Consider the following 14007-nt stretch of genomic DNA (forward strand, 5'->3'; position numbering starts at 1 on the left):
CCCGGAATTTTTTTGTTTACAATTATACCCCTGCAGGGTATAATGATATTACAAAAACAAATGCAAGGGGAGGAATTAATAATGATAGTTAATGTAAGCAACTCGGCAAGAGAACAGCTTGAATCGTATTACAGCAAAAACAGCAAGTCGAAGGACAAGGATTTTGTGAGAGTCTACATCTCGAGATTTGGCTGAGGCGGCCCAGTGCTCTCAATTGCTCTGGATGAGCAAAAAGAAGATGACGAAGCTGTAGAGGTTGCTGGTTTCAAAGTGTTAATAGACAACGACCTTGCAAGCAATCTGACTTCGGTAGATATAGATTATTCCAACAAGTGGTACAGCAAGGGATTCACAGTTGAATCCAACATATCGAGCAGCTGCTAGAAGATGGCAAATAGCCCTGGAGTCTTAACTGGATTCCGGGGCTTATTTTATGCCAAAAATGACATATTGTTCAGCATATTGCCGTGGTATTTGGTATAATCTAAATATCTGCAAAATTTAAAAAGCAAGGGGAATATACTATGTTTTTGCTTTTTCAGGGAATAAATATCATAATAGCCATGGTCATGCTTGCTTTGCCCGTAGTTGCATGCCTTTATGTTGTTAAAAGGCTCAACCTCAGAACATCTGAAAATGGCGAACTTTCAGGCAGAATTGCTGTGCTTGAAAAAAAGGTGGAGGAGCTTGAAAATTACATAAATGATTCTTTCAGATAGGCAAATCAAAAAGTAACTCACAAGGATGATGAATTATGAAGAATAGGATTAACCTTATGGTGCTCATGTTAGTGCTGCTGGGTATAATGATGGGGATACAATTCAAAGCGGGGTACAATGAAAGGTTTGAGTCGTCCTTCATAGACAGGGAGATTACGGCGCAGGTTAACCAGATAAGAAAAGAAAATACGCAGTTGGGCGACAGCATAAGGACTGCAAAGCACAGGGTGAGTCTCTATGAGAACTCGGCGCAGGATGAAAGCCCTGAGATAAAAAAGCTCAAAAAAGAGGTTGAAGACATGAAGCTGACGCTTGGATATCTTGAAGCCTCAGGAAGCGGTCTGTCGATAAAGATAGATACCAAGCGGGATGAGAATCTGGGATTCATTATGGAAGAGAAAAAATGGTTTCTTCTGCTAATTAACGATATAAGATATTATGGTGGAGAGGCTATATCCATAAATGGCCAGCGAATAAGTCCCTATACTGAAATTGTGCTTGCCGGAAATCACATTAACATTAATTCTGTGCCAATAGTGCAGCCCTATGATATAAGGGTGATTGGCGACATCGAACGACTAAATAAGTATATAAACGATGACAACATATTGATTGAGAGCATGAGAAAAGCATATGATATGGACATTTCAATAAAGAAATCAGGCAAAATAACTATTCCAAGGCTTGAGGATGAAAAAAAATTAAAATATGTCAGGAGATGATGGAGCTTTGAAGTTTTCGCATGTTGAGGAAGTTACGCCATATAAGAATACATGCTTTTACAGCCTATACAGGTTCGACTGCGAGGTAATGCTCGGAGACAGGGAATCGCACATATGCGATGTAAAGGTGGTTATCCTCGAGCCGGAGGAAGCTCTGAAGGCCAGAGGGCTTGAGATAGGCAGGGAAATTTGGGCTATTGTAAACAATGTAAATAAGGATGCGGCAGGCGACAAGGCGAAGCTGGCAGCTGACATAATAGAATTTGTAAAAACTGAAACCGCAGGCATTGAAGAAAATGACCAAATCCGCGTGGCTTTTGAATAGAGCCGGCGAGATTTGGTCTTCTACTGTCCAGGTAAGAAAGAGGTGTTTTATTTGATAAGAGTGTCAAACATAAAGCTGGGAATAGACGAAAAACTCGAAAGCATTGAAGGGAAGATACTTAGAAAGCTCAAGCTCAAAGCGGATGAGCTGCTAGAGTACAACATAGTAAGGGAATCTGTCGATGCCAGAAAAAAAAGCAAAATAAGCTTTGTATACACAGTCGATGCGAAAGTAAAAAATGAGGGAGCAGTGCTCAAAAGACTTGCGGGAGACAGGGATGTGTCACCGCTGAAACCGGATGCGGAAGCTGTAATTGCAAGGGGAAGCATGCCGCTTGAAAAAAGACCAGTTGTAATAGGCATGGGTCCTGCGGGACTGTTTGCGGCGCTCACCCTTGCACAAAACGGGTACAGGCCCGTGCTGCTCGAGAGGGGGCGGGATGTCGACAGGAGGACTGTTGATGTTGAGCATTTTTGGAGCACAGGAGAGCTTTGCGAGGATTCAAACGTACAGTTTGGGGAAGGCGGTGCGGGAGCTTTTTCAGATGGCAAGCTGACAACAAGAATAAAGGATACAAGATGCGGCAGGGTACTTAGTGAGCTTGTAAGAGCCGGTGCTCCGGAGGAAATAATATATTCACATACGCCGCATGTTGGTACGGACATACTAAAGGAAGTTGTTAAGAATATAAGGCTCAATATACTTGAACTGGGCGGAGAAATCAGATTCGGAGCGAGAGTCAGCGGCTTCAGTACTGAAAATGGAGCCATCAAGGCTCTTGAAATAAACGATGAAGAAGAGCTTGAATGTTCCTGCGCTGTACTTGCAATAGGGCACAGCGCCAGGGACACGTATGAGGCTCTTCATGCTGCCGGCGCAGAGCTCATGCAAAAGCCCTTTGCCATGGGTGTCAGGATTGAGCATCCGCAGATAGTCATAAACAAGGCCCAGTACGGCGAAAGCTACAATCATCCAAGACTAGGGGCGGCCGACTACAAGCTGACGCACAGCTGCGCAAACGGTAGGTCCGTGTATACCTTCTGCATGTGTCCGGGAGGTGAGGTGATAGCCTCAAGCTCAAGCAAGGGCGAGCTTGTTGTGAACGGAATGAGCTATCATGCCAGAAATGGAGAGAATTCAAACAGCGCGCTTATAGTCAATGTCGATCCTGCTGATTTTGGGAGCGCCCACCCACTTGCTGGAATGCATTTCCAGCAAAAATACGAAAGGCTTGCATTCGAGCTGGGCGGCTCAAACTACAATGCACCTGTGCAAAAAGCAGGTGATTTCATAAATAAAGTGAAATCAGGCTCGCTAGGCGGAGTCAGACCTACCTACAGGCCGGGAACAGAATATTCCGACCTGAGAAAGTGCCTGCCGGATTTTGCAGCCGAAGCAATAAGCGAAGGAATACAGGCAATGGGCAGAAAGCTGAGGGGCTTTTCAATGGAGGAAGCGGTGCTTACCGGCGTTGAGACAAGATCGTCTGCCCCTGTTAGGATTGTAAGGGACCAAGAAACGCTTGAGTCTTCTAAAGTAAAAGGACTCTACCCTGCAGGCGAAGGCGCAGGTTATGCGGGCGGGATTGTATCGGCTGCTGTCGATGGCATGAAAGTTGCAGAAAAAATAATAAATATGTATTCTCCAGAATAAAAATTAACAAAAAAATTACTGCGAGTTAACATGTTCTTAATCTTTTTAATATATTTAACATATTCTTAACATAAGGCGGGTATAATTTTGATAGAATGTTACGGGTGTGTTAAAAATATTGTTATGTTTAGGAGGATACATATGGCCTTAAAGATAATTTTTGGCGTAATAGGCGGTCTGGGGCTTTTCCTGTATGGAATGAATCTTATGGGAGCGGGATTACAGAAGGCTGCAGGTGACAGGCTGAAAAAAATTATTGAGCTGCTTACAAGCAACAAATATATGGGAGCTCTTGTGGGACTTTTTGTAACGGCTATAATTCAAAGCTCGAGTGCCACTACGGTAATGGTCGTAGGTTTTGTAAATGCGGGGATAATGAACCTTACACAGGCGGTTGGTGTCATAATGGGTGCCAACATAGGTACGACCGTGACGGCACAGCTAGTCTCATTCAGTCTCACCGATCTTGCGCCTATTGCAGTTGGTATAGGTATGATATTCTATCTGTTCTCAAGTAATGAAAAGACAAAGCAGATTGCAGAAATAATGATAGGCTTTGGTATACTCTTTATCGGTATGGAGTTCCTTAAGGATGCAGTAAAGCCCCTCAGGGATTACCCTGGCTTTACGGACATGATTGTAAGATTCTCAAACAATCCGCTGCTTGGAATACTAATAGGATTCGGGCTTACTGTAATAATACAAAGCTCAAGCGCATCTATGGGAATACTGCTTGCGCTTGCGTCAGAAGGCCTTGTGCCGCTTAGTGCAGCATTGCCAATACTCTACGGAGACAACATAGGAACATGTATAACTGCGATGCTCTCAAGCATCGGTGCGAGCAAGAATGCCAAAAGGGCGGCTATAATGCACCTTAGTTTCAACGTCATAGGAACATTGCTGTTCATATTCATATTCACAAAACCTATAACATACGTAGTCACTATGCTTGATCCGTCAAATGTGACAAGGCAGATTGCAAACGCACATACATTTTTTAACATAATAAACGTGGTCATACAGCTTCCGTTTGCCATGATGCTAGTGAAAATAGCCAATACAGTGATACCTGAAAAAGAGGGCGAAGAGGAATTCAAGGTTACAAAGTATATAGATTCGAGGATACTCGAAACCCCTAGCATTGCTCTGGCCAACACGATAAGAGAATGCCTTCACATGGGGAATGTTGCCAAGAAATCCTTCGAAGCATCTATGAATGGTTTTTTCAACAGGAATATAAGTGAAGTTAAAACCACATTCATAATCGAAAAGGAAGTAAACGAACTTGAAAAGGCGCTGGTAGACTATCTGGTCAAGCTATCCAACAAGGAGCTGGGAGACGAGAACAGGGAGTTGGTGGATGGACTTTTCAGTACTGTAAATGACATGGAAAGAGTAGGAGACCATGCAGAGAACATTGCAGAGCTTGCAATGGAAGTGCTTGAAAAGAATCTCGTGTTTTCAAATGAGGCAATAGGCGATCTCGAGTCCATCTACAAAAAGACAATGCATGCCTACGAGGCAGCCCTTGAGGCCATGAAGACTGCCAACAAGGATATAGCGATGACAGTTATAAGCATGGAAGAGCAAGTAGATGTCATGGAAAGGTCATTCAGGATGAACCACATATACAGGCTCAACAAAGGTCTGTGCAATCCAGAGGCAGGGGTAATATTCCTCGACATGATAAGCAACCTCGAGAGGATTGCCGACCATGCATCAAACATTGCAAAGGCGGTGCTTGATTCAGTAGGTTCAAAGAGCGCATAAAGCAAGGGGCGGAATTTTCCGCCCTTTTTCTATTATAATAAACGTATATGATTATGCTGGGAGATGATTTTGTGGCATACAGGAGACTCGAAAGAGCTTTTTTTGAGGCAGAGCCGGTGCAGGTAGCTAAGGAACTGCTGGGCAAGCTGATAGTCCGAAATGACTCAGGGACTACAATGGTCGCAAAAATAGTAGAGTGCGAAGCCTATCTGGGAGATGGCGACAAGGCTGCCCATTTCAACGACAATAAGGTCACTCAAAGGACAAAGGTCGTATACGACCATGGAGGGCTTGCATATATATATCTTATATATGGAATGTACAACTGTTTCAACATAGTCACAGGTAAAAGCGGAGAAGCAGGGGCGGTGCTCATAAGAGCCGCCGAACCTATTGATGGGATTCAGTGCATGCACAGGAACAGGTTTGGCAGCTATGAGCTTGCATCCGGAAATTTAAGGAACCTGACGAACGGCCCAGGCAAGCTCTGCATGGCTATGAACATAGACAGGAGATTTTATGGTGAGGACCTGGTAGAAAGCAATGAGCTGTTCATAGCACAAGGGGAAAAAATCGAAAAAGAGAATATTATCGAGGCAAAAAGGGTAAACATAGATTATGCGCAGGAAGCCGCAGATTTTTTGTACAGATTCTATATAAGGGACAACAAATTCGTTTCGAAAAAATAGTATAGGCAGCTAGGAAGGGGACAAGGGATGGGCGAGTTAAAGCTTGACTGCAGGGGGATTGAAAGGTTTGTAACGGAATACGAGATTAGCTGCATGGAGCCTTTTGTAAGTGCGGCTCATGAGATGCTTCACGAAAAAAGCGGGCCCGGCTCGGAATTTCTTGGATGGCTTGATTTGCCTGGAAACATTGAAAAATCAGAGCTTGATAAAATAAAAGAGACGGCCAGGCACATATCAGGCAAGTGCGACATTTTTGTGGTCGTAGGAATAGGTGGATCTTATCTTGGCGCGAAAGCAGCCATTGAAATGCTAACCGGCTATTTCAGGAATTTCACTGACAAGGGAAATGGTAAATCACCAAGAGTCGTCTTTGCAGGCAACAACATAAGCTCTACTTATTTGAAGGAGCTTGCAGACCTGCTTGAGGAGAACGATTTTTGCATAAATGTAATTTCTAAATCCGGCACTACTACAGAGCCCGCTGTTGCCTTCAGGGTGCTCAAGGGAATGCTGGAAAGAAAATATGGCAAGGAAGAGGCTGCAAGCCGAATAATTGCAACGACCGACAGAGAAAAAGGAGCCCTTAGAAAGCTTGCTGATTCTAGCGGATACAAGACTTTTGTCATACCGGATGATGTTGGCGGTCGCTATTCGGTGCTGACTCCAGTAGGACTTTTGCCAATGTGCGTTGCGGGAATAGATATAGACAGGGTGATAGAAGGTGCAAGAACAGCCCAGGAGCTATTATCTGAAAAGGAGCTTTCCAGAAACGACGCCTACAGGTACGCTGCAATAAGGAACATACTCTACAACAAGGGGATGCTTGTGGAACTGCTTGTAAGCTATGAGCCGCATCTTACAAGCATAGCCGAGTGGTGGAAGCAGCTCTTTGGCGAGAGCGAAGGCAAAGACGGAAAAGGAATATATCCATCATCAGCAAGCTTTTCTACAGACCTTCATTCGCTAGGGCAGTACATACAGCAGGGGAGAAGGATGCTGTTTGAGACTGTGCTTAATGTAGAGTCTCCGCGCTATGACGTAAACGTAGCCTCTGATCCGGGCAACCTTGACGGACTTGATTATCTTGAGGGAGTAGGAGTAGACTACATAAACAAAAAGGCAATGGAGGGGACCATGCTGGCCCATATAGACGGCGGGGTGCCGAACATTGCAATAGACATTCCGGGCATGGATGAACATAGCTTTGGATACATGGTTTATTTTTTCGAAAAGGCATGTGCCATGAGTGCCTATCTTCTTGGAGTCAATCCGTTTGACCAGCCCGGCGTTGAAGAATACAAGCGCAACATGTTTGCACTCCTTGGAAAACCAGGCTATGAAGAGCAGAAGCGGAAAATGCTTGAAAGGCTTTCGGAATAAATGATTAAAAATTAGAGTCATAAAATCAATAAAGGGTTAAGTAGATCATATTATAGGAGGAATTGACATGCAGATCAAAAAAATACTTGTTCCAGTTGATGGTTCTGAAGCTAACAAGAAGGCCATAGAGCTTGCAGGCCAGATGGCCAAGAGTTTTCCGGCGCAAGTTTTACTGCTTCATGTGATCGAGCTCAACATGCCAAGCGCTCTTCAGGTGGAATACTCATATGTGCAGTACTCGTATACTGACGAGGACCTGAAAAATCTAAAGAACATATCTCAAAAGATACTCGACAACGCCAAGGAGCTGCTTGAGGGCTTAGAGGTTACTACGCTTAGCTTTGTGGGATATCCCGTGGATGAAATACTCAGAATTTCGGAGGAAGAAGAGGTCGACATGATAGTTATGGCGTCAAGGGGTATGACAGGCATTAAAAAATATCTCATGGGTTCGGTGACAAACAACGTTGTGCATCACGCCAAAAAGCCGGTGCTTGTAATTCCGTAACAGTGATGCTCTCCTGGGGATGGCTTGTTGACAAAGCAGCAGGCTTGGAATATTATTAAGCTGTAGCTGACGAACAAGGCCATTTTGGGGGAATGTATGAAACGTACAGACATTTATATAATAGCAGCAGTTCTTTTGCTTTCTGCAGCAGGGATATATGCTGTCAAATCAATGCAGCAGGACAAGCAAGCAAAGCACGTCATAATAAGCGTTGACGGGGAAATTCACAACGATATAATGGTTGAAAATGGAACCGTAAAAAAATTAGAAGTCAAAACCGAATATGGAAGCAACATTATATACATACATGACGGCGGGGCTGAGGTGATCGATGCCGACTGCAGAGATCTCATATGCAAAGAAACCGGCTTCATTTCGAAGACGGGGCAGACCATAGTATGTCTTCCGCACAAACTGGTTGTTACAATATCGGCTGAATCCGAAAGTGGCGGTGATGCAGATGCAGTTTCTCAGTAGGAGGCCTTTTGGTGCAAGAAGGCTTGTGTTTCTGGGTCTCCTTGTATCGCAATCACTAGTGCTTTATCTCGTTGAATCCTTGATACCACTCAGCTTTGCGGTTCCGGGGGCCAAGCTGGGGCTCTCCAACATAATAGGGCTTTCAACGCTCCTGCTCTTTGGAATCGGCGATGCTTTTCTGGTTACATTAATGAGAATCACGATATCCTCGCTTTTTTGGGGAGGCATGTCGGTGTTCCTATTTAGCATATGCGGAGGCATGCTGAGCCTATTTGCCATGCATGCATTAAAGAGCGCATTTAAAGAAAAAATAGGCATACCGGGCCTGAGTGTTGCGGGCGCAGTGTTTCATAACATCGGACAGCTTATGGCTGCGGCTGTTGTTATAGAAAATCTAAGGATAATATACTATCTGCCCATGCTTTTGCTGGCTGCTGTTCCAACAGGCATTCTGGTTGGGATTTGCACTCACTTCATGACTATGCATATTAGAAAGATATACGGAGGCAGACTTTCGGATAAATAATTATTTGTGAAGCGGTGATTTTTTTGATGACTGACGAAATCAAGGCTATAAAAAAAGAAATAGAGGAGTTAAGAGAGAGTATAAACAGATATATTGAATATCCTGACATATTTGAGAAGGAGCTGCTAAAAACGAGCAGGCAACTCGACAAGTATACAAATGAATACATGAGGAAAAGCATGCCGTCATAAGAATCTACGGCATGTTTTTATTTATATTCTTTCGATTTGATGCATTTATTCTCATTTGGTGAAATTGACCAATAAAAACTCATACGGGGTATCGGATGCGCAAGCCGCATGAATTCAATGATAACAAGATTTTTATGAAGTTGGAAAGTTGAGATATATATAAATAAAAAAATATGACTGGAAATGGCGAATATTTACTCGATTTGAACTTTTTTAGTTGGAAAAAGAGTATAATAAATAAAATACATACGACAATATCAAGAAATGACAGGAGGTAATGAATGAACATTTTTTCAAGCGTGAAGGGAAAGCTTTCGGCAGTACTTATAGTAGCAATAATCATACCCGTTCTGACACTGGGATTCTTGTCCTATCAGAAGACCTACAAGACGCTGGAGCAAAAGCTTCAGGACAATTCAAAGGGAACTTTGACGCAAATTGACAATTCAATAAGTGAATTCGCAAAGGGATTTGAGCACAGCATAGGAGCGATTTCTGAAAACAAGGCGGTCGTAGAGCTGGCAGCTGCGGCAGGAGGCACTGAATCGCCGGCGTTGCTTGGCTATGCAAGCGACATATTCATACAGACGGCAGCTGTAAATGAGAACATAATGTCAGCTTACATGGGAACACAGGACAAGAGGACTTACATGTATCCTGTCAACAATACCCCTGAAGGTTACGATCCAACTTCAAGGGGATGGTACAAGCTGGCACTAGGAAATAAGGGCAAGGTCGTTTGGACTGAGCCATACGTTGACGCGGGAACCGGCAAAATGGTTATAACTGTATGCAAGACTGTGGAATCCGGCTCAAATGTGATCGGGGTTGCGGCCCTTGACATAAGCCTCGAGGATTTTGCTGCTAACTTCAAGGACACAAGGATAGGCAATACGGGCTATCTTTTCATAACAGATAAAGCCGGAGTAATAGTATCCCACAAGGACATAGAACGCTTGGGAGACAGTTTGGCACAGGAGAGCGTATGGAAAGATGTATCATCCGGGAATGCTGGATTTGCAAAGTACGACAAAGGCTACGTATCTTATGCCACAAACGGCAATACGGGTTTCAAGATAGCAGCAGACTATGCTGGTAACGAGCTTGATGTGGATGTGAAGAGCCTAAGGATTTTTATAATAATACTTCTCATAGCTGCGGCTGTGATAGGCGTTGTGGTATCGCTTATGATATCCACATGGATTACAAGGAATCTCCAAAAGCTCGATACAGCTTTCAACAAGGCCTCAAAAGGAGATCTTTCAGCTAGCGTATCAATAGAAACTAAAGATGAGTTTGGAAAAATCGGTTCAAATTTCAATACTATGCTCGAAAACATAGTATTCCTTATAAGCAACATCAAGGCATCTTCAGACACTGTGTCTGAAACAGCGTATTCGCTCAATAAAATGGCGCTCCAGACGAGCAGCGCCACTCAGGAGGCTGCAAGGGCTATTGCTGAAATAGCCGAGGTTACAAACGAGCAGGCCAGGGAGACTGAGGTCGGGGTTGACAAGGCTACTTATATGGGCAAGAGTGTGCAGCAGGTTTCATCCTCTATCAGTGAGATAGTTGAGATGTTCAAAAAATCAACAGAGCTAAACGACAAGGGACTTCTTTCAGTCAAGAAGCTCGCCGATTCCACTAGCAATACTATAGAGTCAGAGAACAGGGTAAGCGGCATAATAAACGAGGTTGAAAAGAGCTCACAGGAAATAGGGATAATTATTCAGACCATAAACCAGATAGCAGAGCAGACGAACCTGCTGGCTCTGAACGCATCTATCGAGGCGGCAAGGGCCGGAGAGGCGGGAAGAGGCTTCTCGGTCGTGGCTGACGAGATAAGAAAGCTTGCCGAAGAGACAGCCCAGTCCACTGGAAAGATAAAGAGCATTGTGGATCAGATACAGCACGAGTCAAAGAGTGCTGTGCTCGGGATGAAGGATGCTTCGAATGCGCTCAAGGAGCAGGTGTCTTGCGTTGATGACACTGAAGTGATTTTCAAGGAGATATCGCAGACAATAGAAGGCCTTGAAGGCAAGGTAAATGAAATTCAGCTGCTCAATGGCGAAATGGTGAAAAATAAGGACGAAATAATGGAAACAATGCAAAACATATCTGCAACGGCTGAGGAGAATTCGGCTGGTACAGAAGAGGTATCGGCTTCCACTGAAGAAATACTGGCGGCGCTTGAGGAGTTCAGTTCGCACTCTGAAACGCTCAAGAAGCTGGCTGCAGGACTTCAAAGCGAGATAGAAAAGTTCAGATCATAAAAAAAGAGGCGGTATTGGGCATTTTGTGCTTTAATACCGCCTCTCTTTAGGTATAATTGTTATATGTAAAGATTATTTTTATGTGCGAAAGGGGTTGCGGAGCTTGGACAGAAAAGACATAGATAAAAAATACAAGTGGGATATAGAAAGCTTTTACGAGGATGAGCGATTCGAAGCTGATTTTGGCAGAATAGAGGGGAAACTGGCTGAGATTGAGGGTTACAAGGGCAGGTTGTCAGACGGCGAGGATGTATTCTGCGAATTCATGGCCCTTTATGAGGAACTAATGAGAGGCGTTGAAAGTCTCTATGTATATTCGCACATGAAAAAGGATGAAGACAGCAGGGATTCGAAATACCAGGCACTCGCGGGAAGAAGCGAAATGCTCTCAACCAGAATTTCGACTGTCACCTCGTTTATGGTGCCTGAAATAATACAGATGAAGGATTCCCTGCTAAGAAGGTATCTTAAGGATGAAAGGCTTAAGCTGTATGAGAGGCACATAGATGAAATAATAAGAAAAAAACCCTACACACTCTCGCAAAACGAAGAGAGGATATTGGCGCTTGCCGGAGATATCTCAAACACTGCGGAAAATGCCTATGAGATGCTTTCCTATGCGGACCTCAAGTTCCCTATGATAAAGGACGAAAAAGGCGAGCAGGTGAGGCTCACACATGCGAATTTCATGAGCTTCATGAAAAACAAAGACAGGAGCATAAGGAAGGACGCATTTGAAAAGGTATATTCTACGTATTCAGATTATAAAAACACTTATGCCGCAATGCTCGCCGGTTCTGTGAAAAGGGAGATATTCCACTCGAAATCAAGGGGATATTCATCTGCCATAGAGGCTTCACTTTTCCAGGACAATATAAGCCTTAAAGTGTATGACAACCTCATTGATGCCGTGTCTTCCAAGATAGGGTACATGCACGGCTACATGGACGTCAAAAAACGCCTGCTTGGAGTTGAGGAGCTGCACATGTATGACTTGTATACTCCCCTAGTTGAGGAGGCAGACATTAAAATCACGTATGAACAGGCAAAGGATATAATCATAAGCGCACTGCAGCCACTAGGAGACGAATACCTTGATATGATAAGAAAGGCATTTGACGAAGGGTGGATAGACGTTTATGAAAATGAGGGCAAAAAAGGAGGCGCCTACTCCTGGGGAAGCTTTGATTCCAAGCCCTTCATACTGATGAACTACAAGGATGACATAAATTCGCTCTTCACGCTAGTGCACGAGCTGGGGCACTCTGTCCACAGCCACTATTCAAGAAAGAGCCAGCCTTATATATATTCGCATTATAAGATATTCGTGGCTGAAGTGGCATCGACGCTAAATGAGCTGTTGCTGATGGATTACATGCTGAAAAACTCAAAGGATAAAAACGAGAGGATGTATCTGCTCAATTATCACCTGGAACAGTTCAGGACTACTCTTTTCAGACAGACTATGTTTGCCGAGTTCGAGAAGATAATACATGCCAGGGCAGAGGAGGGTAAGTCGCTAACAAACGATGACCTGTGCGGAGTATATTACGAGCTTAACAGAAAGTATTACGGCGAAGGCATGAGCATAGACAAGGAGATAGCCATGGAGTGGGCAAGAGTGCCTCATTTCTATTCGAATTTTTATGTCTACAAATATGCCACAGGCTTTTCGGCGGCGGCAGCGCTTAGCAGTCTCATACTCGATGGCGGCTCACAGTCAAAGGAAAATTATATAGAATTCCTCAAAAGCGGAGGTTCGCAGTATCCGCTTGATCAGCTAAGAAGCGCCGGCGTTGATATGGAGCAGAAAGAGTCAATAGTAAGGGCGTTGGACAGGCTTGAGAGCATACTTGATATGCTGGAGCAGGAAGTCTCGAACTAGCGGGATTTACAGAAAAATAACACTTATTTAACATTGGCTTAACATTATTTTTCGGTAAAAATGTTATCTTTAGTCTTGCAGGAATATCGCAAATTAGAGTTGAATAGCATGATATGGAGGCTAATGTATGTCTATAAAGATAGAAGCGAAGAGTCTTGATTTCTACTATGGCAGTTTCAAGGCACTAAAGGATATTAACATAAAAGTGGAAGAAAACAATGTGACTGCTCTTATAGGTCCTTCGGGCTGCGGCAAATCCACATTTCTAAGAACGCTCAACAGGATGAATGACCTTATAGACGGCACAAGGGTCAACGGAGAAATACTTCTTGACGGCGAAAACATATATTCAAAAGAACTCATGGTAGAGGAACTCAGAAAAAAGGTTGGAATGGTTTTTCAAAAGCCAAATCCATTTCCTAAGACAATATATGAAAACATAGTTTTCGGGCCTAAAAGACATGGAGTAAAGGAGAAAAACCAGCTTGATGAGATAGTCGAAAGAAGTCTCAAGGGTGCTGCGCTCTGGAACGAGGTTAAGGACCAGCTGGGCAAGTCGGCATGGGAGCTTTCGGGTGGCCAGCAGCAGAGGCTTTGCATAGCAAGAGCCATAGCCATGCAGCCGGAGGTAATACTAATGGACGAGCCGACCTCGGCGCTTGACCCTATTGCAACTGCAAAGATAGAAGAGCTTATAGAGGATCTCAAGAAGGATTACACAATAGTGATTGTAACCCACTCCATGCAGCAGGCGGCAAGAATCTCAGACAACACTGCCTACTTCCTCATGGGCGAGCTCATAGAGTTTGGAAACACAAAAGAGATATTTACTAATCCTAAGGACAAGAGGACAGAGGACTATATTACAGGAAGATTCGGCTAAACAAAA

15 protein-coding genes are annotated in these 14007 nt (G+C 43.9%); all 15 read left to right on the forward strand.

What is annotated here, in order from left to right; genetic code table 11:
• Positions 1-81: 81 nt before the first annotated feature.
• The 15 genes from GT589_RS10085 (at position 82) to pstB (ending at position 14001) form a co-directional block, all read left to right on the forward strand.
• Positions 82-384 (forward strand): iron-sulfur cluster biosynthesis family protein, encoded by a 303-nt coding sequence (locus tag GT589_RS10085; protein WP_334296569.1) that lies wholly within the window; start codon positions 82-84, stop codon positions 382-384.
• A 140-nt stretch (positions 385-524) separates the two neighbouring features.
• Entirely contained in the window at positions 525-719 is a 195-nt protein-coding gene (locus GT589_RS09715; protein WP_293398488.1) for a hypothetical protein, read from the forward strand.
• Positions 720-754: 35 nt separating this feature from the next.
• Positions 755-1441 carry a DUF881 domain-containing protein gene (locus GT589_RS09720; RefSeq protein WP_293398489.1) on the forward strand — a complete coding sequence of 229 codons (687 nt, stop codon included), beginning with the start codon at positions 755-757 and terminating at the stop codon, positions 1439-1441.
• The gene (locus GT589_RS09725; protein WP_293398490.1) at positions 1428-1766 is read left to right on the forward strand and encodes a hypothetical protein; all 339 of its coding nucleotides are present in this window, start codon (positions 1428-1430) and stop codon (positions 1764-1766) included. The genes GT589_RS09720 and GT589_RS09725 overlap by 14 nt, the downstream gene beginning before the upstream one ends.
• A gap of 51 nt (positions 1767-1817) precedes the next feature.
• A complete protein-coding gene (locus GT589_RS09730) occupies positions 1818-3419 on the forward strand; it encodes an NAD(P)/FAD-dependent oxidoreductase (RefSeq protein ID WP_293398491.1) in 1602 nt (533 codons plus the stop codon).
• A 141-nt stretch (positions 3420-3560) separates the two neighbouring features.
• Complete coding sequence (locus GT589_RS09735) at positions 3561-5189, forward strand: Na/Pi cotransporter family protein (protein WP_293398492.1); 1629 nt, start codon at positions 3561-3563, stop codon at positions 5187-5189.
• A gap of 47 nt (positions 5190-5236) precedes the next feature.
• Positions 5237-5878, forward strand: coding sequence for a DNA-3-methyladenine glycosylase (locus GT589_RS09740; protein WP_293398493.1), 642 nt, complete (start codon positions 5237-5239; stop codon positions 5876-5878).
• A 27-nt stretch (positions 5879-5905) separates the two neighbouring features.
• Positions 5906-7258, forward strand: coding sequence for a glucose-6-phosphate isomerase (locus GT589_RS09745; RefSeq protein WP_293398494.1), 1353 nt, complete (start codon positions 5906-5908; stop codon positions 7256-7258).
• 67 nt (positions 7259-7325) lie between these two features.
• Complete coding sequence (locus GT589_RS09750) at positions 7326-7766, forward strand: universal stress protein (protein ID WP_293398495.1); 441 nt, start codon at positions 7326-7328, stop codon at positions 7764-7766.
• A gap of 96 nt (positions 7767-7862) precedes the next feature.
• Positions 7863-8243, forward strand: coding sequence for a NusG domain II-containing protein (locus tag GT589_RS09755; RefSeq protein WP_293398496.1), 381 nt, complete (start codon positions 7863-7865; stop codon positions 8241-8243).
• Positions 8227-8769: a Gx transporter family protein gene (locus GT589_RS09760; RefSeq protein WP_293398497.1), complete on the forward strand. Its 543-nt coding sequence runs from the start codon at positions 8227-8229 to the stop codon at positions 8767-8769. Before GT589_RS09755 ends, GT589_RS09760 begins: the two co-directional genes overlap by 17 nt.
• Before the next feature lie 26 nt (positions 8770-8795).
• Positions 8796-8960, forward strand: coding sequence for an aspartyl-phosphate phosphatase Spo0E family protein (locus GT589_RS09765; protein WP_293398498.1), 165 nt, complete (start codon positions 8796-8798; stop codon positions 8958-8960).
• 281 nt (positions 8961-9241) lie between these two features.
• Entirely contained in the window at positions 9242-11233 is a 1992-nt protein-coding gene (locus tag GT589_RS09770; protein ID WP_293398499.1) for a methyl-accepting chemotaxis protein, read from the forward strand.
• A 103-nt stretch (positions 11234-11336) separates the two neighbouring features.
• Positions 11337-13118 carry an oligoendopeptidase F gene (pepF, locus tag GT589_RS09775; protein ID WP_293398500.1) on the forward strand — a complete coding sequence of 594 codons (1782 nt, stop codon included), beginning with the start codon at positions 11337-11339 and terminating at the stop codon, positions 13116-13118.
• Between the two features lie 127 nt (positions 13119-13245).
• Complete coding sequence (gene pstB, locus GT589_RS09780) at positions 13246-14001, forward strand: phosphate ABC transporter ATP-binding protein PstB (protein WP_293398501.1); 756 nt, start codon at positions 13246-13248, stop codon at positions 13999-14001.
• The last annotated feature ends 6 nt before the right edge of the window (positions 14002-14007 follow it).

Source organism: Peptoclostridium sp. (assembly GCF_009881055.1).
Taxonomy (GTDB): domain Bacteria; phylum Bacillota; class Clostridia; order Peptostreptococcales; family Peptostreptococcaceae; genus Peptoclostridium_A.

Coding starts and splice junctions, on each gene's coding strand:
- GT589_RS09715 (WP_293398488.1), top strand. CDS start 525: ATGTTTTTGCTTTTTCAGGGAATAAATATCATAATAGCCATGGTCATG.
- GT589_RS09720 (WP_293398489.1), top strand. CDS start 755: ATGAAGAATAGGATTAACCTTATGGTGCTCATGTTAGTGCTGCTGGGT.
- GT589_RS09725 (WP_293398490.1), top strand. CDS start 1,428: ATGTCAGGAGATGATGGAGCTTTGAAGTTTTCGCATGTTGAGGAAGTT.
- GT589_RS09735 (WP_293398492.1), top strand. CDS start 3,561: ATGGCCTTAAAGATAATTTTTGGCGTAATAGGCGGTCTGGGGCTTTTC.
- GT589_RS09740 (WP_293398493.1), top strand. CDS start 5,237: ATGATTATGCTGGGAGATGATTTTGTGGCATACAGGAGACTCGAAAGA.
- GT589_RS09745 (WP_293398494.1), top strand. CDS start 5,906: ATGGGCGAGTTAAAGCTTGACTGCAGGGGGATTGAAAGGTTTGTAACG.
- GT589_RS09750 (WP_293398495.1), top strand. CDS start 7,326: ATGCAGATCAAAAAAATACTTGTTCCAGTTGATGGTTCTGAAGCTAAC.
- GT589_RS09755 (WP_293398496.1), top strand. CDS start 7,863: ATGAAACGTACAGACATTTATATAATAGCAGCAGTTCTTTTGCTTTCT.
- GT589_RS09760 (WP_293398497.1), top strand. CDS start 8,227: ATGCAGTTTCTCAGTAGGAGGCCTTTTGGTGCAAGAAGGCTTGTGTTT.
- GT589_RS09765 (WP_293398498.1), top strand. CDS start 8,796: ATGACTGACGAAATCAAGGCTATAAAAAAAGAAATAGAGGAGTTAAGA.
- GT589_RS09770 (WP_293398499.1), top strand. CDS start 9,242: ATGAACATTTTTTCAAGCGTGAAGGGAAAGCTTTCGGCAGTACTTATA.
- pstB (WP_293398501.1), top strand. CDS start 13,246: ATGTCTATAAAGATAGAAGCGAAGAGTCTTGATTTCTACTATGGCAGT.